At 38.3% G+C, this 21,343-nt stretch carries 18 protein-coding genes and 1 tRNA gene; 7 read left to right on the top strand and 12 right to left on the bottom strand.

Annotated elements, in window-relative coordinates; genetic code table 11:
• Positions 1 to 490: 490 nt before the first annotated feature.
• The 5 genes from AB3G38_RS09980 to AB3G38_RS09960 all read right to left on the bottom strand — a co-directional run bounded on the left by AB3G38_RS09980 (position 491) and on the right by AB3G38_RS09960 (position 5,810).
• Entirely contained in the window at positions 491 to 1,405 is a 915-nt protein-coding gene (locus tag AB3G38_RS09980; protein ID WP_367866903.1) for a helix-turn-helix domain-containing protein, read from the bottom strand.
• Between the two features lie 44 nt (positions 1,406 to 1,449).
• Positions 1,450 to 2,253, bottom strand: a complete 804-nt coding sequence (locus tag AB3G38_RS09975; RefSeq protein WP_367866904.1) for an SDR family oxidoreductase — start codon at positions 2,251 to 2,253, stop codon at positions 1,450 to 1,452.
• Between the two features lie 458 nt (positions 2,254 to 2,711).
• A complete protein-coding gene (locus tag AB3G38_RS09970; protein ID WP_367868339.1) occupies positions 2,712 to 3,509 on the bottom strand; it encodes a Fic family protein in 798 nt (265 codons plus the stop codon).
• A 68-nt stretch (positions 3,510 to 3,577) separates the two neighbouring features.
• Positions 3,578 to 3,664 (bottom strand) — tRNA-Ser (locus AB3G38_RS09965).
• A gap of 67 nt (positions 3,665 to 3,731) precedes the next feature.
• Entirely contained in the window at positions 3,732 to 5,810 is a 2,079-nt protein-coding gene (locus AB3G38_RS09960) for an HD family phosphohydrolase (RefSeq protein WP_367868338.1), read from the bottom strand.
• Between the two features lie 128 nt (positions 5,811 to 5,938).
• On the opposite strand from AB3G38_RS09960, the gene AB3G38_RS09955 reads away from it, so the two are divergent.
• Genes AB3G38_RS09955 through AB3G38_RS09945 form a run of 3 tightly spaced genes read left to right on the top strand, consistent with a single transcriptional unit; the run spans position 5,939 to position 8,128 of the window.
• Complete coding sequence (locus AB3G38_RS09955) at positions 5,939 to 7,270, top strand: sigma-54-dependent transcriptional regulator (protein ID WP_367868759.1); 1,332 nt, start codon at positions 5,939 to 5,941, stop codon at positions 7,268 to 7,270.
• A gap of 9 nt (positions 7,271 to 7,279) precedes the next feature.
• Complete coding sequence (locus tag AB3G38_RS09950; RefSeq protein ID WP_367868337.1) at positions 7,280 to 7,570, top strand: antibiotic biosynthesis monooxygenase; 291 nt, start codon at positions 7,280 to 7,282, stop codon at positions 7,568 to 7,570.
• 18 nt (positions 7,571 to 7,588) lie between these two features.
• Positions 7,589 to 8,128 carry a YfiT family bacillithiol transferase gene (locus AB3G38_RS09945; protein WP_367868336.1) on the top strand — a complete coding sequence of 180 codons (540 nt, stop codon included), beginning with the start codon at positions 7,589 to 7,591 and terminating at the stop codon, positions 8,126 to 8,128.
• A gap of 1 nt (position 8,129) precedes the next feature.
• On the opposite strand, the gene AB3G38_RS09940 is transcribed toward AB3G38_RS09945, so the two are convergent.
• Positions 8,130 to 10,151: a cation:proton antiporter gene (locus tag AB3G38_RS09940; RefSeq protein WP_367868335.1), complete on the bottom strand. Its 2,022-nt coding sequence runs from the start codon at positions 10,149 to 10,151 to the stop codon at positions 8,130 to 8,132.
• 14 nt (positions 10,152 to 10,165) lie between these two features.
• A complete protein-coding gene (locus tag AB3G38_RS09935) occupies positions 10,166 to 11,404 on the bottom strand; it encodes a cation:proton antiporter (RefSeq protein ID WP_367868334.1) in 1,239 nt (412 codons plus the stop codon).
• Between the two features lie 261 nt (positions 11,405 to 11,665).
• Between AB3G38_RS09935 and AB3G38_RS09930 the strand changes: the two genes are divergently transcribed.
• Positions 11,666 to 12,562 (top strand): aldo/keto reductase, encoded by an 897-nt coding sequence (locus AB3G38_RS09930; protein WP_367868333.1) that lies wholly within the window; start codon positions 11,666 to 11,668, stop codon positions 12,560 to 12,562.
• A gap of 1 nt (position 12,563) precedes the next feature.
• A complete protein-coding gene (locus AB3G38_RS09925) occupies positions 12,564 to 13,070 on the top strand; it encodes a hypothetical protein (protein ID WP_367868332.1) in 507 nt (168 codons plus the stop codon).
• A 12-nt stretch (positions 13,071 to 13,082) separates the two neighbouring features.
• On the opposite strand, the gene AB3G38_RS09920 is transcribed toward AB3G38_RS09925, so the two are convergent.
• From AB3G38_RS09920 to AB3G38_RS09905, 4 genes are all read right to left on the bottom strand, one after another.
• Positions 13,083 to 14,939 carry an ABC transporter ATP-binding protein gene (locus tag AB3G38_RS09920; RefSeq protein WP_367868331.1) on the bottom strand — a complete coding sequence of 619 codons (1,857 nt, stop codon included), beginning with the start codon at positions 14,937 to 14,939 and terminating at the stop codon, positions 13,083 to 13,085.
• Complete coding sequence (locus AB3G38_RS09915; protein ID WP_367868330.1) at positions 14,914 to 16,050, bottom strand: metallophosphoesterase; 1,137 nt, start codon at positions 16,048 to 16,050, stop codon at positions 14,914 to 14,916. The genes AB3G38_RS09920 and AB3G38_RS09915 overlap by 26 nt, the downstream gene beginning before the upstream one ends.
• A 6-nt stretch (positions 16,051 to 16,056) precedes the next feature.
• On the bottom strand, positions 16,057 to 16,698 hold the full coding sequence (locus AB3G38_RS09910; protein ID WP_367868329.1) for a DUF47 domain-containing protein: 642 nt from the start codon (positions 16,696 to 16,698) through the stop codon (positions 16,057 to 16,059).
• 69 nt (positions 16,699 to 16,767) lie between these two features.
• Positions 16,768 to 16,983, bottom strand: coding sequence for a hypothetical protein (locus AB3G38_RS09905; RefSeq protein WP_367868328.1), 216 nt, complete (start codon positions 16,981 to 16,983; stop codon positions 16,768 to 16,770).
• Between the two features lie 220 nt (positions 16,984 to 17,203).
• On the opposite strand from AB3G38_RS09905, the gene AB3G38_RS09900 reads away from it, so the two are divergent.
• Positions 17,204 to 19,141: a KUP/HAK/KT family potassium transporter gene (locus tag AB3G38_RS09900; protein ID WP_367868327.1), complete on the top strand. Its 1,938-nt coding sequence runs from the start codon at positions 17,204 to 17,206 to the stop codon at positions 19,139 to 19,141.
• Here AB3G38_RS09900 and AB3G38_RS09895 read toward each other — a convergent pair.
• The gene (locus AB3G38_RS09895; RefSeq protein WP_367868326.1) at positions 19,138 to 19,932 is read right to left on the bottom strand and encodes a helix-turn-helix domain-containing protein; all 795 of its coding nucleotides are present in this window, start codon (positions 19,930 to 19,932) and stop codon (positions 19,138 to 19,140) included. The two genes, AB3G38_RS09900 and AB3G38_RS09895, sit on opposite strands and share 4 nt — an antisense overlap.
• Before the next feature lie 82 nt (positions 19,933 to 20,014).
• On the opposite strand from AB3G38_RS09895, the gene AB3G38_RS09890 reads away from it, so the two are divergent.
• Positions 20,015 to 21,343, top strand: coding sequence for a TolC family protein (locus AB3G38_RS09890; protein ID WP_367868325.1), 1,329 nt, complete (start codon positions 20,015 to 20,017; stop codon positions 21,341 to 21,343).

Here is a 21,343-nt window from a genome sequence, read left to right as displayed (position 1 = left end):
TCTTTCTGATCTGTCATAGAATTAATAGTATAATTTTTCTCATTTCCGTAAAGTCAAGCTCTTGAACATTCAGATCTTTTAATGATAAATTTTTCATAACTATACTTATTATATTTTCCTTACGCTGCTGAAGGCTTTTCTGGGACTGCCTGGAGTTTGCGGGCTTTCTAGAACTAGAATAATCATTATTAACTGTGATTAATTCATTCAGTCTGTTCAATTAGTACAGACCATCAGTATTGAATTATATGATTACTCTTTAGGTAGTACCCAAGTGGTTGGCAATTGGAGTGTGGGGTGCTACAGTCGAACCCCTGATACCACTTTTGAGTTTTTTTAGTGGATTGAAAATTATCTAAATTATATTAATAATGATCACGCTGGAATTTTTGCACCTAGTGCAATTACCAGGGGTTATATATACAATATGACTTTGAAAATGGGGCGCACGTCCATTTTGCCTGAAATACTCAGTCTTTCTACGGATTAGTCAATTCTGGTTTTTCCTGAAATAAAGTGGCGATAATCCTGTTTTTGTTTTAAATATTTTTGTGAAATGTGAAGGATGTTCGAATCCAAGCTCATAAGCAATTTCGCTGATAGATTTTGAAGTTCCAAGCAGCAGATTTTTTGCTTTATCAACCAACCTGAGATGAATATGTTCAATCGTAGTTTTCCCGGAATATTTAGTGAGAAGGTCAGATAAATAGTTAGATGAAAGATAAAGTTTTTCTGCAAAATATTTCACTTCGGGGATACCTTTGTCAATGAGATTTTCGTCATCAAAATAGTGATTGAGCAACTGTTCAAAATTCTGAAGAATATCGCTGCTCACTTTTGACCTCGTCAAAAACTGCCTTTCGTAGAAGCGGTCGCAATAGTTGAGAAGTAACTCGATATTATTTAAAATCAAACCTTGTGTGTGCCGGTCAATGTTTTTTGAATACTCTGTTTCAATGGTAGAAATTATTACCTCAAGCGTTTTCTTTTCCTCTTCAGAAACGTACAGTGCTTCATTGCTTGAGTAGTCGAAAAAAGTATAGTTCCGAATCTTTTTGCCCAATTCGGAACCATAGATAAAATCAGGGTGAAATGCCAGAAACCATCCTTCGTCAATCTCAGCATCAGTATCAGAACTTGTCTGTATTATCTGATCAGGCGCAATGAACATCAAAGCACCTTCCTGAAAATCATAATCTGAACGGCCGTATTTAAAGCTCCCGTCAAATTTTTTGTATACAGCTGCATATAAACCCAGATGATGAAAATGAAGGGCAGAATCCATATCTTTTCTTTTGATTTTTTTAAGGTCGATAACGCTTACCAGAGGATGTTTCGGACTTTCAAGACCGTAATATCGATGAAACTCTGCAATCGAATGAATATTGATGAATGATTCTGGCATTTTGTTGGAATTTGTAATGATAAAGTTAAATCTTTCTGCAGCGATTATTCCTGCATACCTCTTAAAAAATCTTCTTCAGAATTTTGATTTTTCAAATCGATATAGAACTTTGCATCATCCCCAATACTGTATCTCAATTTGGATTGACCATCTGTTGCTGCCTCAAAAATAGTATCTGAAACTTCTTCGGTTGTAGCATTTGCTAAATGTTCCGTACGTTTTGTAAACTTTGGAATGAAAGTCGCCAATTCTTGATTGTAATCTTCGATCGTATTCTGAATCATTTCCATTCCGTTTCTGAAATTGGTCGCAACGCTTCCGGGTTCTACAATTTTTACGGAAATTCCAAAAGATGACAATTCAAAATATAATGCTTCAGAAAAACCTTCGACGGCAAATTTCGAACTGTTGTATAAACTTGTAAAAGGACTGGCTGTCACACCTCCAAAAGATGAAATATTGATGATAACTCCTTTTTTTTGTTTTCTCATCGCCGGTAAAATGGCTTTAGTCATATTCATCAAGCCGAAAACATTGACTTCAAATTGTTTTTGAATCTGAGCTTCGTCCGACGATTCGAAAACGCCTATCAAACCGTAACCTGCACTGTTGATGAGAACGTCAATCTTACCGAACTTTTCTAGTCCTTGTTCAACTGATTTTTTAATACTTTCCAAATCTGTAACATCCAGTTTTACCAAATGTAGATTTTCACTATCCTTTAATTCGTCTTCCTTTTCAGGAGAACGCATAGCAGCGATGACATTCCAGCCCTGGTTTTGAAACAATTTTGCGGACGCTTTTCCAAATCCTGATGATGCCCCTGTTATCAATACTGTCTTTTTCATAATAAATGATTTAATATTTCTGGTACAAATTTCCTTCAAATAATTGTGAGGCATTTGATGATTTCACGGAAACACTTATACATTTCTCTGATTTTTAATATCAAAGATTCAGCTACTTGAGAATTACGATACCTTGAGGGAGTGTCGAACCCAAAATAGCCATTTCTGATGAATTTGAGAACTTTTTAATAAAAGATAAAGCTATAATATGTATTAAAAAAAATATCGAACCGTTTTTGATGCTTAAAAATAAACAATTAAATCATTCGTATTCAATGAGTTGAGTTCAATAAAAAAAGAGACGTACAAAGCTGTACGTCTCTTTAAGCGGGGGAAGAGGGATTCGAACACTTAAGATTCAATAATTTCTAAGGTTCCAGAGACCCTCGTTTTGCTCGTTATAGAGAGTGTTTTATAAGCCAGGTAATGGGTTGAGTATTTATAATAGTTTCTGGCTCTTATTCTTTCTCAGTCACAGATTTTGGTAGCATCAATAAGAATGATAACGCTTTTGAATATTCCAAATCCTGATATTCAAGTCCTAATACTCTTATATTGCTATAGTAAATTTCATGTTGCATATAGTAATATTTCTCGGACTGGATAAACCAAGCTTTATTTCCTAATTTCTGAGCAAGAAACCATTTCTCAAACAAACGTCCACTGCGCCCGTTGCCATCGTTCCAAGGATGTATTTTTACAAATACTAGATGGATCATGCTGGCAAAAAAGAAAGTCTCTGATATTGTGAGTTCAGTATTCAATAATATCTCCAGATCAGTGTACAATTTATCCATTTCAGACGGCACTTCAAAAGGAGAGGCGGCTACGTATTCAATACGTCCATCTTTTGTCGTTACAAACATATTCTGATTCCTGAACTTTCCCAGCCAGTTTGTAGATACAATGTGTCTGGCTAAAAGGGAATGCATTTCTGCAAACGTTTCTTTGTCTGGTCTGTTTTCTGAAGCAAATTGATAAGCAAGATACAGATCGTCTATTTTACGAGTGTAATCAGGCTGAAATTCAATGTGAAAACGTTTGTGTTTGATGTAAGAATCCAGCTCTATAACTTCCCCTTCAATTTTGCTGGAATAAACAGAGGCTACAGAAGTATAAAAGCTAAACTCATCTGTGGAAAGCGGCGCATCTTCCAATTGGTTGAATGCGGTAAACAATGCCTCTTCGGAAACAATATCCTTATATTGATCCAGCAGATCTGTAGGTATGATTTGTAAACCCTCAATTACCAGCATGTTCCTGAATTTAGTTATAAAACAAAAAAAGCTTTAAATCTAGATTTAAAGCTTTTTAGGTATTTCAGCGGAGGAAGAGGGATTCGAACCCTCGGTACCGTTGCCAGTACGACAGTTTAGCAAACTGTTCCTTTCGGCCACTCAGGCATCCCTCCGTTTAAATTTGTTACCCGTTTTCCGGGGTTGCAAATATAGTAATACAATCATTAATTCAAAAATATTTTACACATTTTGTAGGTAATCTATACGCACATGATAGATGCTCATAAGCATCGTCTTGAATATCAGCTTTATAGTTTCTATATCTTTTAACGTTAAATCGCAATTATCTAATTGATTTTGTTCCAATTTGTAATTAATGATGCGTTCAACCAGATCATTTATGTTTTGGGCGTTAGGATTTTTAATACTTCTTGAGGCTGCTTCGACCGAATCGGCCAGCATTAACACCCCTGTTTCCTTAGAAAAAGGGATAGGACCAGGGTAACGGAAGATATTTTCGTCCACAAATTTCTCTGGAGAATTCTTCAGGAAGGACTGGTAGAAATAATCTACACGTGTATTTCCATGGTGCGTTCTGATAAAGTCAATCACACTTTCCGGCAATTGATGTCTTCTGGTAATTTCAATTCCTTTATGGACGTGCTTAATGATAATCTGTGCGCTCTGTTCGTAAGGTAATTTATCATGCGGGCTCAGGGTTGTATTCTGATTCTCTATAAAATATTGAGGATTCTCAATTTTACCAATATCATGGTACAAAGCACCAGCTCTGACCAGCAGGGAATTTCCGCCGATTTTGAAGATTGCTGCTTCAGCTAAATTCGCTACCTGTAACGAGTGCTGGAATGTACCCGGGGCTTTAAATGCAAGCTCTCTTAATAGCTTGTTATTTGTGTTTGTCAGCTCGATTAATGCAACATCAGAAGTAATACCGAATACACGCTCAAAAGCATAGATCAGCGGATAAGCTAATAAAGATAAAAGTACACTGATAATGAAAGGAACAAAGTTCATCCACTCAATTTCCTGGAACGAACCATCCCTTAATAAGGCGATTCCGACAAAACAGATAAAATAAGCCGTTAAGATGAATAAAGCAGATAATAACAATTGCTCTCTTTTGATGAGGTTTCTGATACTATAAATTGCAACCATACCCGCAGTCACCTGGTAAAAGACAAATTCAAAACTATTAGGGACAAAGAAGCCCGCTATCAGGATAACAAGCAAATGCAGGTACAAGGCAAGGCGTGTATCAAATAATATCCTGATGATGATCGGAACAATACAGAACGGGATATAATAAAGGCTAGGCAGGTTAAGCTTGATAGACCAGGTCAGTGCAAGCAGCAGCATGGTAATGATCAATAATAACAATGATAACTGCCTGTTATCACTAAAAATATCTTTTCGGAACATCGAAAGGAAGACCATCAATAAACTCAGGATAAAACCTACCAATAAGATCTGGCCCAGGTAAACTAACTTGCTATCCCCAATAGTCTTGGTTTGTGCTTCATACGTTTCTTTGAAAGATTGAAGCTTCTGAAATACCTCATCATCAATCACATTATTTTTAGCGATGATCAATTCTCCTTTTTGAACCATTCCACGAGTCGTAGAAAGGCTGTTTATGGTGTTATTTTGTACAATTGCAGTTAACTTCTCATCAAAAACAATGTTCGGTTGTAAATGATCCTCAACCAGGTTCATCACCACCTCTTTTTCTTTGACTTTAGTCGAAGTAAAAGTTGTATTGAAATAATCAAGCGCTGTTTGTACCGTAAATGCATCCTGTGTGCTGATTGTCTTTGAAATATTATTATTTAACAGCGAGATATCGTAATACTTGCGGCCTTTCTGATGCTTCGGATTGACTGCTATAATTCCCTTTTCATAAATGCTTTTTAATAATTTAAGCGAGGCTATCTTATTCGGTGTTTTTTCTTCTTCAGGAAAAGCATTTCCACGCCATTTTACATCAAACTCATTGCTATAAGCTTCTTCAACTGCTGTATATAGCTCAGGACTGTACCGGTAAATTGGAAGAACGTTCTCCAATGCGTCCTGTTTATCTGTGGTAACCTGCGGATTAGTCTTCAAAATGGCGAAACTAAATGGAGAGACAAGGTCTTTGTTCAACCAAACTTTACCCTTTTGAAATTCATACCTGAAACGCGGTTGTTTAGGTAAAAAGAACGTAATGATAAGTACAGTCAGCACCATCATAATATATTTAATATTAGAAGAATACTTTCTGTAAAGGATTTTATGGGAATTCTTTTTGATTTTAGCCAAAATGGTGAAGGTTTTTTATTGTACAAAAATAAGATTTTTTAATGAATATGACCGTGTTACCAATAAATACGGGATCAAGCTTGATTACATCTGTCTTATTATAACTATTTTTGATGAAATTTTTAACCATGCAGCAAAGTGTCCTGATTATTGATGATGAAAAAAAGATATGTAGTCTTTTAGCAAGAATTATAGAATTAGAAGGATTTACAGTGTATCAGGCCAATACAGGGAAAGAAGGACTTAAGGTGCTGGCTAATCAGGAAGTCCATGTAGTGATCAGTGATGTGAAACTACCGGATGTAAATGGCGTAGAGCTGGTTAAACAAATTAAAGAGATAAAACCCTATGCAGAAGTTATCAATCTGACTGCTTTCGGAACCATTCAGGATGGTGTAAAAGCTATGCGTAACGGTGCATTTGATTACATCACTAAAGGAGATGATAATGATAAGATCATTCCATTAGTCTATAAAGCGATGGATAAGGCCAAACTCCAATACAGAGTCTTTGAGCTGGAATCTAAAATACAAAAGCAATACGATTTCAATTCTATACTTGGACAGTCCAAAACTATTTTAGCAGCGGTAGACCTGGCCCGCAGGGTTGCACCAACAGATACTACTGTACTACTGCTTGGAGAAACAGGTACAGGTAAAGAAGTTTTTGCACAAGCTATTCATTTCGAAAGCCAGCGGAAAATAAAACCCTTTGTCGCTTTAAACTGTAGCGGTTTTAATCCGGATTTACTGGAAAGTGAATTGTTTGGTTATAAACAAGGTGCCTTTACAGGAGCGCAGAAAGATAAAAAAGGCTTATTGCAAGAAGCGAATGAAGGCACACTCTTTCTGGACGAAATAGGGGAAATGAACCTCGATTTACAAGCTAAACTTTTAAGGGTACTGGAAAATCAGACTTTTATCAAAGTAGGGGATACACAAACCACTAAAGTAAATGTCCGGATTATTGCTGCAACCAACAGGGATCTGAAAACCGAAGCAGAAGAAGGTCGTTTCAGATTAGATCTCTTCTACAGGTTGTCAGTTTTCTCAATAGAACTTCCTTCTTTAAATGAAAGAAAAGGAGATGTACTGCTGATTGCTAAATACTACCTGAAGCAGTTTGCTGCGAAAGTAAACAGGCCGGATTTTACGATGGATGAACAGTTTAGCGAAAACTTACTCAACCACGTTTGGAAAGGTAATATCAGAGAATTAAAGAATGTGATTGAAAGAGTAGTCATTCTATCTGACGGTCAGAATTTGAGTGCCAGCTTGCTTCCTTACGAATTTCACCACGGTGCTGCCGAAGGTGATGGTATGAAAATGGAAACTGTAGAAAAGATGCATATCATTAAAGTATTAAAGTATACGGGGAATAATAAAACTGAGACCTCACGTTTACTTGGAATAGGATTAACCACACTTTACCGTAAACTGGAAGAATACCATATCTCATAAGCAAACTAAATGATACTCGAACAAGCAATACTTCATATTTTACCAGGAAAGACCAATGAATTCGAAGCCGCTTTTAAACAAGCGCAACAGATCATCTCTAAAATGGAAGGTTATATCAGTCATGAACTTCAGCGCTGTATAGAAAATCCTGATCAATACCTCTTACTCGTGAAATGGGAAACACTGGAAGCGCATACTGTCGGATTCAGAGGGGCTGACGAATACCTGGAATGGAAAGAACTTCTTCATCATTTTTATGATCCTTTTCCTATTGTAGAACATTATACTAAAGTCTTTTAACCACTCAACCATATGCTCATGGATAACTTTAATGAAGAACATGCTTACCCTATCGGGCGCTTTGTTCCAGCCGATACCTATACACCGCAATCACTTAACTCCTGGATAAATTCTATCAGATCTCTCCCTTTATTACTGGATTATTGTATCGAAAATCTGGATGAAGCACAACTGAATGTCCCATACAGAGAAGGAGGCTGGAATACCATACAGGTAATTCATCATATAGCTGATAGTCATATGAACGCCTATATCAGGTTAAAACTGACTCTGACAGAAGATAAACCAACAATTAAGCCTTATGAAGAACAACTGTGGGCTGAATTACCTGATGTCACTGATGTGCCTTTAAATGTTTCTATTACGCTTGTCCACGCTTTACACCGCCGGTGGGTCTCCTTGCTGGTACAAATGACAGATCAGGACTGGAACCGTGAATATTATCATCCTGCTTCTGATACCTATGTGCCCTTATGGCAAATGACAAATACTTATCACTGGCACGGAAAACACCATGCTGAACAGATTTTATCATTGCGTAAAAGAATGGGGTGGTAGCTTAAATTTGCGGATAGATCAGAAGTTTGGTTTGTGACTCAAAAAGATTTTCCAGTTTACGCTGCGTATAAGTAAGTGAAAGCAGGTAAGTTGTTTCCAGCTTTCTGTCTAAAACAACAATCATGAAATCATCAGGCATGATTCTTTCTTTCAATTTTCTCCAGTCCTTCCAGATTTCTGTGGGATCGAAATTGAAATTAATACTCGATTTCATGGTCAGCAGCGCATGTTCAATGTGTTTTTTTGTAGACTCGTCGCAAAAGCAATTTACCGGTAAACTCAGTTCAACACTGAGTTTACAAACCTTGGATAGCCATACTTGCATATTCTTCTCCATTAAATAAGCAGGCGGACAAACCAGTTGAATGCTGGTATGTACAGTTATCGGCTTATGCAAATGCAAGATAAATAAATTTGCTGGTGAGTTTTCAATCAGTGCAGCAGACTTGTCTCCTAAAAACTTATCAATCACAGTATTCTTCCTTGGCCATCCGGTAATGATAATATTTGCAGATTTTTCTTTGGCAATCCGCAGCACGCCACTGGAAACATTGTGGTCCAAAGTCGCAATCACTTTGACCATGGTATCATTTCCAGAAGCATATTTGGCAGAATCATTCAGCTTTTTACGGGCGGTAAGCAAGTTTGCCTGTGCATTGTCACTATCCGGCACAACCGATAATAAATTGATTGGCTGATCAGAATTCTTGTCCTTAAACAATACTGCAAGATCCAGCATCGTGTTCATATTGTTGAAATCTGCAATAGGAATTAAGATATTCTCTTGATTTTGAATGATCTCCGGCCCGGTAAGTTCTTCTTCAGAAACGATGTTCCTGCTGGCTTTCTCTGCCGCAAAAGAAGCAAATACACAAGTAATCAGGATCAGGATAATTGTTCCGTTAAGGATATTGTCGTCAATTATTTTTGCCTTATAACCTACCAATATAATCGCTAATGTAGCCGCAGCATGCGCACTGCTTAAACCAAAAATAAGCAAGCGCTGGTTTTTAGTATACTTGAAAATCCACTGTGTTAAAGTGGCCGAAAAGTATTTACCAACTATAGCAACTACAGTTAAAGCGCCGGCAACAATCAAAGCATCAGGCCCCCTGAAAAGTACCCGTAAATCAACAAGCATCCCTACGCTGATCAGGAAAAAGGGAATAAACAAAGCATTACCCACAAACTCTATCCTGTTCATCAGAATAGAAGAATGCGGAATCAGCCGGTTTAAAGCAAGTCCGGCTACGAATGCCCCGATAATAGGTTCAATACCAGCAAGCTGCGCTAAAAAAGCAGAGAAGAAAACAACTGATAAAACAAAGATATAATGAGAAGTTTTTTCACTTTCCAGTTTCGTGAAAAACCACTTAGCGATTCTTGGGATGACAATAAATACCGTTGCCGTGAAAATAGTCAGCGATATCGCCAGCTGAATCCAGAAAGAACTGTTCAGTTCGCCCTCCACCGAACCCATAATCACAGCCAGGATGATCAGCACTGCAGTGTCCGTCAGGATTGTACCCCCAACAGTAACCGCTACCGCTTCATTTTTGGCAATTCCAAATTTATTGACAATCGGGTAGGCCACTAAAGTATGTGTCGCGAACATACTTGCCGTTAAAATTGAAGTCAGCAAAGAATAATGCAGTAAATAATAGCAGACAGGAAACCCAATTAATATAGGAACAGCAAAGGTCAGAAATCCGAATATAAAACTCTTATGCTTTTTCTTCTTAAACTCCGCCAAATCAAGCTCAATACCTGCAATAAACATGATATACAATAGACCTATAGTCGCAAAAAGTTCTATAGCGGAGTTTTTCTTTAAGATATTAAAGCCATTCGGGCCAATTAAAATTCCGGCGATGATAAACCCTACAATTCCCGGGATTTTGATTCTGCCCAGTAAAATCGGGGCTATCAGGATTATAAAAAGTAATAAAGAAAATATCAGTACCGGATTAGTAAAAGGAAGCTGGAACTGCTGAGTGATATGGTCAAAAATATTTGTGTGCATATTTCATTATGAATTTATTTTACCAATCTGTTAACTACCTTATTTAAGGTTAATCCCTGCACGATAATCGAAAATATAACGATGATATAACTGGCTGAAACAATCAAAGCTTTATACGGAGAATCTGGTAAAGATAAAGCAAGTGCAACAGAAATCCCGCCTCTTAATCCCGCCCAGATCAGAATACCCAGCTTGTTATAATCAGTTTTTAAAGATCTTCTCATCAAAATACTTGGTACAGCAATACTCAGGCCTCTGGCAATCAGTACAAAAAATACAGAAAGTAAACTAATCAGCCAGTAGCTATTAAAGAAAGGAATCACTACGATTTGCAGTCCAATCATTACAAAAAGGATCGTATTCAGCAAATCATCAATTAATCCCCAAACCTTATCTAATATGTCTTTAAGATGTATAGTATTCGCATTTTCTCCCAATTTCATGTTACTCAGCATCAATCCGGCAGTAACCGCTGCCAAAGGAATAGATACATGCAATAAACCGCCAACTACAGAGATTCCCATGACCATAGACAATGTTATCATTAAAATCGTTTGCAACTCATCTACTTTTTTGACAAGCCTGGTGCACAAGTATCCCGAAGCTACACCCAGTAAAATTCCGCCAAACACCTCCTGCGCAAATAATAACGAAGAATGTGACCAGGAAAAAGCTATGTCTGTATTTTCTGTAAGTTCTCGCAGCGTCACAAATAAAAGGATACCCACACCATCATTAAACAATGATTCCCCACCAATTATTGTTTCCAGTGAAGGCGGGATTTTAGACTTTTTTAAAACTGACAATACAGCTACAGGGTCGGTAGGGGAGATTAATGCACCAAACAAGAAGCAATACATTAATGGAATTTCTATATGCAGTAAAGAAGCTGCCCAGAAAAACAGAAAGCCAAATATAGTCGTACACCCGATTACACCTACCGTACTTAAAATAAGTACTGGTCTTTTTTGTGCTTTAAGTTTCTCAAAATCAAAATGTAAGGCACTGGCGAAAAGTAAAAATGCCAGCATTACATCCAATAAGGTTTTGGTGAAATCTATGCTCGAAGTAAGTGCTGAAATAAAATTGTAAGCTGCCGGAAAAGTCTTTCCTGTGATCAGGATCAATATAGAAAGACTGATTGCAATCACCATAATACCTATTGTACCAGGCAGTTTAACGTAACGGTGATTGAGGTAAGAAATGAGCGCGCTGATGGTTACCAGGATGGTAATCGTAGTAAAAGTATCCATTAATTAAATTAGGGTTTTCATCTCAATTTATTATTTAAACGACAAAATAGGCTAAATTGTTCGTTTACGGAGTAATTTATTGAGTATTTTACGAGTTAGCGGATGTTACTTAAAACAAAATATTGATAAACAATGCTTCATAAACAATCGCGCAAACCGGTTGCGAAACTGAAAAAAACAATTAATTTAGTCTGCCTGCGTTAACCTTTAAAAACAAGCCGGGTTATCCGCAAAACATTATACCATACCTAAATAAATCAGATGCAATATTCAAAACTCGGAAGATCCAGTCTGGAAGTGAGCAAAATTGGATTCGGCTGTATGTCCTTAACCGGAGATACCAGCGGAAATCAGTTAATTATTGACCAGGCACTCGATCTGGGAATCAATTACTTTGATACCGCAGATCTTTACGAACACGGGGAAAATGAAACTAAAATAGGTGCATTATTGAAATCAAGGCGTGATCAGGTAATCCTGGCCACCAAAGTTGGCAATCAGCACCGGGCAGACGGGAATGGATGGGACTGGAACCCCAGTAAAAGCTATATCCTGTCAGCAGTAGAAGAAAGTCTGAAAAGGCTGCAAACAGATTACATCGACCTTTATCAATTACATGGAGGTACTATCGAAGACCCGATTGATGAAACTATTGAAGCTTTTGAAATCTTAAAACAACAAGGGAAAATCAGGTACTACGGAATCTCCTCTATCCGGCCAAATGTGATCCGGGAATATGTTCAGCGCTCTAAAATAGTGAGTGTAATGATGCAATATAGTTTACTTGACCGCAGGCCGGAAGAAGAATGTCTGGAATTGCTTCATGACCATAATATTGGCGTACTCGGGCGTGGAAGTATTGCACAAGGACTATTATCAGGCAAACCTGCGGCACCTTATTTAAATTACAGCGGAGCAGAAGTCGCACAGGCAGCAGAAGTTATCCGCTCGATTACCAGTGAGGGTAGTTCTTCAGCACAAACAGCCATTCGTTTTGTTTTGCAAAATCAGGCACTGGACAGTGCAGTTATGGGAATCAGAACACTGGCACAATTAAAAGACATCGCTGCGGCAGTAGATTTTCCGCCGCTTTCCAGCTGGGAAATTGAATTGTTAATCAAAGCATTACCTACACCTTACTATACAGCACACAGATAATATGAAACTATCATTTGGCACAGAAGTCAATCATCAGCCTAATTATTTTCTGGAGAAAATATGGAAGGGTCTTATGCTGGGACCGGGTAACCTGGAAGACAGTTATCAGGATTATCAGCGCCGTCACCTGGAGAAGTTCGGTAAATGCTGGGATGGAGATACCTTCGGTGAATTTCTGGAACCAAAAATTCATACGATTCGCAGAGACCTGGATAATGAATGGAGGGCAGGAATGGAAATTCAGCTTGTTATCAATCTGAACTCAACTGATGAATTTCAATTTGCCCCTGCACTGAGATGTCAATCCGTTCAGCGGATTCAAATTGATTACTCTAATCTGATCAATGATAAAGGACCGGCTGTTTTTATAAACTATGAATTGATAGACAGAGAAACTTTGGTTCTTCTGGCTATTAATGACGGCTTTGCCACAGTAGAAGACTTTTTTCTTTACTTCAACGAAGAGTTTAGCGGGAACTTAATCCATTGGACACCATTAAAATATTGAAATAGCTTTAATCTACCGGTAACCCATAGCCTGAAGATTAAATAATTCCGCATAGCGTCCGTTTTTATCCAGCAGTTGCTGATGACTTCCTATTTCTACTAACTCTCCTTTTTCCAGCACAAGAATTCTGTCGGCCATTCTTACCGTAGAAAAACGGTGAGAGATCAGTACCGCTGATTTTCCATGTGTTAATTCTGAAAATCGCTGGAAAACCTCATATTCAGCTCTTGCATCAAGTGCAGCAGTAGGCTCATCGAGAATTAACAATTGTGCATCTTTCATGTAAGCTCTGGCCAAAGCTACTTTCTGCCATTCTCCACCAGAGAGCTCTACACCTTCGGAAAACCGTTTTCCCAATACCTGATCATAATGTCCCGGTAATTTTTCTGCGAGCTGATCAGCCAGACTCTGATGTGCAGCAGCTTTGATCAAAGTCACGTTATCTTTCTCTTTGATATTTCCAACTGCTATGTTTTGAGAAAAGCTCATTTGATAGCGGATATAATCTTGGAAGATAATACCCAGGTTCATCCTTAAATCTGCAAGATCATACGCTTTCAGATCTATGCCATCCAGTAAAATCCGGCCTTCCGTAGGATCATATAAACGTGCAAGCAATTTAACAAGCGTGGTCTTTCCAGCACCGTTTTCACCAACCAATGCCAGCTTTTCACCCGGAAACAACGTGAAACTTAAATGCCTGTTTGCCCAGCGTTCAGAATTCAGGTAGCGAAAGCCAACATTCTCGAAAGTAAAACCTGTTTGAATAGTCTTTGGAAAAGGGATAGGTTTTGCAGCTGTGGTAATCTTTGGTGTAATCTCAAAGAATTCAAAGAAATCACGTAAATAAATAGCCCCTTGAGATACCGCTGTAAAACGCGTCAGTATTCCTTCCAGTAAAGTTCTGAGCTGCCGGAAAGACCCCGCTAAAAACGTAAGTTCCCCAATCGTTACTTTTCCTGAAACCGCGTCCAGAATAATAACTATATAAGCTCCGTAATATCCTGCCGTGCCTAATAAAGCAAAAAACACCCCCCATGCCGAACGTTGTACAGCTAATCTTTTATTCGCCTTGTAAAACCTGTCCGATAAAAGTGAAAACCGGTCAATCACAAAACCAGAAAGATTAAATATCTTGATCTCCTTGGCCGTTTCATCACTCGCGCCCAGAAAACGGAGATAATCCAGCTCCCTTCTTTCTGGCGTCTGGCCTCTGGTTAACGCGTAACTTTGATCATTAAAATAAGATTCTCCTAAAAAAGAAGGTAAAATAGCGACGAACAAGAGCAAAATCAGCCATGGATTAAATACAACCAAACCTGCTGCAAGAAAACCCATGGTAATCAGATCCTGTAACTGACTCATCACCTGCGAAAGTAAAATCGTGCGTCCTACAGTTTGCTGCCTGGCCCGTTCCAGTTTATCATAGAAAACAGAATCCTCAAATTGATCCAGATCCAGCGTGGCCGCATGTTCCATGATCTGTACAGAAGTATGTTTAGAAAAAAGATCTCCCAGTAAACTGTCCAGCAGTGAGATTGCCCTGCTTAACAAATCTGAACAGATAGCCAGTGCAAATTCCAGTGCAATCAATTCCCACAAATAAGTCAGATCATGCGGTTGCGGTGTTTTACTGAACAAGATCACCTGATCGATAATCAGTTTACCCACATATAACATCGCCAGCGGAGTCGCTGAACGTGCTATCCGCAAAAACAAGTTTGAAATGGTCATCCCAGGACTTGTCTGCCAGACCATTTTAAAGAATTCCGGTAAATTACCTAAAGCTGCAAGTCTTTCTTTGAGTGTTAAACTTTCTTTTTTAGAATTCTGAAGAGAAGATTTATTGAACAACCTGTTTGTCGCCATGCTTACAAAAATACGTAAACTCTTCGAACAGACTCGCATCTTCACCGGGTTTCAATCCCTCATGCGGAATTGCGTAGTATTTCCCATTAATTTGATGTCCCAGTTCAGTTTTCTCCATCTCCAGATTTAAGAAACCATGCTGCATTGTACATGCATTTTCTAAAGTAACGTGATCAAAAAGGTCGCTTTTATCCGTAAACAAGAGATCATCACTCTCCACTAACCAGTGCATCTCGTCAAAACCACCCGCACCACAAACAATAAATGGAACTACTTCTCCATTCGCATAAGTCTTATTAAAGCGCTGATAATTGTGTACATGTCCACTTAATACAAGATCCGGAGTTACGCCTGCAGTTTCAAAACAATCTTCCATGAAATTAATCATTGGTAAACTGGAGCTATGGTTAAAATCGGCTGAATAGGGGGCATGGTGAACACAAACTATAATTGCTTTAGCTGCGCGTTCAGCAGCAGCATGTTTCAGTTCTTCAATAAACCATTGTTTTTGTTCCTCGGTAATGACCCCGAATTTAGGAACATTGCTATGCAGACCTATAATATTGGCTAACGGCGTTTGTAAAGTCCAGTATACATGAGGTTGTATTCCACTCATACGATTTAGTTTTGTGCCGAAAGGGACCAGTCCTGGCGTTTTTCCACAAAACACATGCGTAAAAGGAGTCAGACTTGAATAAGCTGGTTCTGCATTCGGATTCACATCACTATCGTGGTTACCTGCGATGGCATAAATCGGAGCAGGATAGTCTTTATAAGGGATGAAAAACTGGCGCTCATACTGGTCAGCTTCTCCAAAATGATAAACAATATCACCTACATGGTAAAGAAACTGAGGCTGATCTGCCAGACTTTTAGCCTGGTGATACTGCTTGCCCATTTCTTCAGCAATAAGTTTTTGAAAAGAAGGAGATTTTTGTCCTCCCGTATCACCCACAACCTGGAAGACCATTTTATGCGGATCGGGTAAGGTTAATGCTGGATTTAACCGGTAAGGGTATTCCCCGAACGGGGCAGGCAGCGGCTGAAATTTATAGGTATCGTCTGGTTGGTTTAATTTAAATAAAGGTTTTTTTCTTTTTTCTGATGACATGCTTATCTATGCGTTTTTAATCAGGATAGCCTCGAGCACATTCGCTGCATCATCGCATTTATCGGTAGCCATCTCCAGGGTCTGGAGAATCTCTTTTTGCTTGATGAGCTCGATCGCATCTGTTTCTGAGATAAACAAACGGGCGATGGCAGTGTTGCAAAGCAAATCTGCCTGGCTCTCTCCCTTGTTAATTCTCAGACAAACATCAGCAATAATATTGGTATTCTTAAAATTACGGAGTTCCATTATCGCTAATTCCAGATCTTTGGACATTTCTGTGATTAACCTGGCCAGATGTATAATTTCCTGGCTAAAAACATTGACTTTATACAGTTCTATATTTAAAGAAGTCGCATAGATATAATCGGCTACGTCATCCAGTGCACTCACTAAAGCATAGATATCCTCTCTGTCAAAAGGAGTAATGAAATTTTTGCTTAGTTCCAGAAAAATTGAATGCGTAATATCGTCTCCTGCCTGTTCCAGCTTTTCCGTTTCTCTGAATTGTGCCATACGCTGTTCCGGATCTTCAGTAGTTACTGTAAGCAAAAGGCTTTGTGATATTTTAACCAGATTTTTGACATCCTGCTCAAACAGCGGCTGGAATTTTTTGTCTTTTGGACTGAAGAAGTTGAATACAGAATTCATCGGAGTGGGGTTTCTGTAAAAATAAACAGGTAATGTTAAGTCTTCGTCAACTTTGTATGAGATTAGCTATCAGGCAATAATTTTTTGCAAGGCAGCTTCAGGGATCAGTGTCGGATCTTTAAATTGTTTATTCAGTAAACCTCTGCTGACCCTGATTGTCCGTGTTGTAGTGACAATAACTGCACCAGATTTAGTATAACTATGGGACACATAAGATCCGATTGAAGGATCATACTGCTGAATTCTAAAGAGTAGTTCGTGGAAAATGAAAATTGGTAGCGGCACGGTGTAAAGGTAAATTAACAATTTGGTAATCTTGAATTATCATTCTGTTAATGATGACTTTAAGTTAACATAGATTTAACATTATGGGTCAGATGGCTTTTACTATAACTGAAGAAATTTGTAAGATGTTTAAACAGATTGGATTAAATATTAATTTTTTAAATTATAGTACCCTTCAATGTAGAACAATCCCTACATTTGCGCCACTCAAATAAAAAAAATGGCAAATCATAAAGACGTCAATAAGCTAACCGCGGCAGGTTTATTAATTAGCTTAGGGATTATTTACGGAGATATAGGTACTTCTCCACTGTATGTTTTCAAGGCAATTATTGGCGACAGGTTAATTACTGCTGACCTGATACTTGGAGGTTTATCTTGTATTTTCTGGACATTAACACTGCAAACAACTATAAAATATGTAATCATAACGCTTCAGGCGGACAATAAAGGTGAGGGTGGTATTTTCTCTTTATACTCTTTGGTTAAACGTAAAGCAAAATGGCTCATTATTCCCGCAATGATTGGTGGTGCAGCCTTGCTGGCTGATGGAATTATGACACCAGCGGTAACCGTTTCTTCAGCAATTGAAGGATTAGGTATCATTTATCAGGATTTGCCAACCGTGCCTATCGTTATCCTGATTATCACTTTTCTTTTCGGTATCCAGCAATTCGGAACTTCATTTATTGGTAAAGCCTTTGGTCCGATTATGTGGATCTGGTTTACAATGATCGCTGTTCTGGGCGCAGCTTATGTGATGCAGTTTCCGGAAATCCTTAAAGCAATCAACCCTTATTACGCCTATCATATCCTGACTACTAATCCTGAAGCATTCCTGATTATCGGTGCAGTATTTTTATGTACAACAGGAGCAGAAGCACTTTACTCTGACCTTGGTCACTGCGGACGCTCCAATATCCGTGTCAGCTGGGTATATGTTAAAATCTGTTTGATTTTAAGTTATATGGGGCAGGGTGTATGGTTATGGCAATTACAAGGTAAGCATCTTGGAGAGATTAACCCATTCTTTCATATTATGCCAGATTGGTTCTTGATTTACGGAATCCTGATTGCAACTGTTGCAGCAGCTGTAGCCAGTCAGGCCTTGATTTCGGGCTCATTTACCCTGATTTCAGAAGCTGTAAGGTTAAATCTATGGCCAAAAGTTAAAATCAATTATCCAAGTAATTCAAAAGGCCAGTTATATGTACCTTCTATGAACTGGGTGTTGTTTATCGGTTGTATCCTTGTCGTCTTGATTTTCCAGAAATCCGAACATATGGAAGCAGCTTACGGTTTATCAATTACTGTAGCGATGCTGATGACAACGATTCTGGTCTCTATCTTTTTAATGCGTAAAAAGGTGCCGAGATATCTGATTATCATATTTCTGACTATTTATGGGGTGATCGAATTAACTTTCCTTGCAGGTAATGCAGTGAAAATATTACACGGAGGATGGTTTACGTTAATCCTGGGTATGTCTCTTTTCTCTATTATGTGGGCCTGGTCAAACGGTCGCCGGATCAGAAACAGGTACATGCGTTTTGTGGATATTGAGAAGTATTTCCCAATTATCAGCAAGATCAGTGAAGATGAAACTATTCCTAAATATGCCTCACAATTAGTCTACCTGACCAGTGCCAATTTTAATTTCGAAATTGAATCTTCGGTCATGTATTCAATCATTCAGAAACATCCTAAAAGAGCTGATGTATACTGGTTGTTACACGTTGATGTAACCGATGAGCCTTTTACAATGGAATATAAAGTAGAGCAGTTAGTGGATAAAAAACTGATCAGAATTGATTTCCGTTTGGGGTTCAGAGTAGAGCAGCGCGTGAATGTACTGTTCAGAAAAGTAGTGGAAGAGATGGTTAAAAACGGAGAAATTGATATCACCAGTAAATATGCTTCTTTGAAAGAACATAATATTGCAGGAGATTTCAGGTTTGTTGTGATCGAGAAAGTACTTTCAAACTCTAATAGTTTGCGCTTTATTGAACGCTTTACGATGGCCTACTATACCATCCTAAAAACATTTAGTGTACCAGAAGAAAAAGGATTTGGCCTTGACTTAAGCTTTGTTGCGGTAGAAAAGGTTCCTTTAATCGTTGATATACCTACTGATTTTTACTTGAAAAGGCTGGATTAATTCTTCCTGCCAAAATCTGACGGCCTGATGTTTGTGAGCTGAAAAAATGCTTTACTGAAGGCCGCCAGACTATTATATCCTGTTAAATACGCGATTTCTGTCGTTGTTTTATCGCCTATCATGATGAATTCTATAGCCTTTACAGTTCTGAGTAACTTCAGATACTGCAAAAAAGATATACTCATTGTAGATTGAAATAAACGTGACAAGGTGCGTTCCCCCATCCCAAAACGACTGGCCAGGTTTTCTAAAGTCAGCGGCTGTGCAAAATTCTGAGAGAGATACAATACAATAGGCCTTAACCTTGTATTAGATGTGGTAGGCAAAGCAATCGGAAATGATTTAGTACTTAACTGCGGCAAAATATCTTTGATTGCCACCAGGAAATTAAAACCAGCGTCTTTCTTCTCTATTGTCCCAGTCCAGTTCTCCGCAAAAACCAGCATCTCAAATAATAAACTGTTTACCGGGTAGATTCCCAATTTCTGATAAAAAGGGTCTGAATGATCATCTTCTGTATAAAAGTATAAGTTATGTGTCACTGTAGCTGCATTTCTAACATTCAGATAATGTTCCACGCCACCCGGTATCCATACGTAATGCCTTGCCGGAATAATATAAGTTTTATTCTGGATATGTATATAAGCAATTCCACCTTCCACATAAGTGAGCTGACTTTTGGTATGAGCATGTTTAGGAAGGCTGCGTTCTAGCTTCTCATGTACTATAAAAATACTTTTTGGCTTAAAATCTATGTTTTTAAGATACGCGGCTGTGTCTAAAAATGGCATTGGCTGGAATGGACAAATATTTGGTAATATAGATAAAATTACAAATATTTCATAGGTGTAATTTTGTATCATTCTTAAAGACATGTACTACATTAATAAAAAAATAGTTTTGCTGCTCTTCTCTATCTTTCTGTTCAACAGACTAAAAGCACAAGAGATAACAACCCCAATTTCAATGTCACTGAACCAGATCTGGGAAAAAGTGACTGCTAATAATAAGACCATACAAATGCAGGATCTTCGGGTCAGCGTAACTGCAGAAGGGATTAAAGATGCTAAAGCAGAGCGTCTTCCTGAAATTTCTGCCGAAGGTGAATATGCAAGAGTCAGTAATGTTCCCATTTACGAAAATGGGTTATTTCATACGCCGGATCAATTTGAAGTGGTGCATACCTCTTATAAATTTGGTGGCAGTGCTTACTTGAACCTGTACAACGGAAGTAAAACTAATATCAGGATAGCAGAAGAAAAGAAAGAAAATGAGATCGCTATTGAACAGCGTAACCTGACCACTTCAGAGATGAAATTAAGGGCTGCTGCTTATTTCCTTGACCTGCAAAGAAGTCATATTTTTAAAGCCTTGTTATTAAAAGATATCAGTGACCAGGAAAAACAATTGGCAGAAATTAAGCAATTGCTTAATAATGGGGTCGTCCTGAAAAGTGATGTTTTGCGGGTAACCTTAAAATTATCCAGACAAAAAATGGCGCTGGTCCAGTTGAACAATGACCTGGCTATTGCCAATCAGAAATTGAATATACTGACCGGATATCCGGATGATACTGTAATTCAGCCTGTGGAAGATATAAAAACTGATTTACCGGTTTTGAAGCCGTATAATATCTATTTGTCGGATGCAATGGCACATTCCTTTGCTTATAAAATATCACAAAAGGAAACAGAGCTGCGTAAACTGGAGGTGAAGAATGTAAAAGCAAACGTGTCTTTTAAACTGGGCTTATTTGCCAATTACGCTTATTCCTATCCTCAGATCCTGCTTTATCCTTATTCGATAGCAGTGTACGGTTTAGGGATGACCGGAATTAAAGCAAGTTTTCCGATTTCATCCTTTTATCACAATACACATAAAGCAAGAGCAGCCGAATTGAAATATCAGCAGCAGGAAGCGGAACATTCCGATACAGCAGATAAAATCAGGCAGGAAGTAAATGAAGCGTATCTGAGATATCAGGAATCACTGACCAGGATTGATGTCGCTAAAGAAAATATCAGCCAGGCGACAGAGAATCTAAGGATTGTGAATAACACTTATTTCAACCAGCTAGCCTTAGTGACAGATTTGCTGGATGCAGATACACAATTACTTCAAACACGTTTCGATTACGCTGCAGCCAGAATCGCAGCACAATTACAATTTTATCAATTACAAAAGGCAATAGGTAACCTCTAA

It is taken from the genome of Pedobacter sp. WC2423 (genome assembly GCF_040822065.1).
Classification (GTDB): domain Bacteria; phylum Bacteroidota; class Bacteroidia; order Sphingobacteriales; family Sphingobacteriaceae; genus Pedobacter.
The sequence above is the reverse complement of the archived record's forward strand: the minus strand, read 5'-3'. Positions and strand labels throughout refer to the sequence as shown.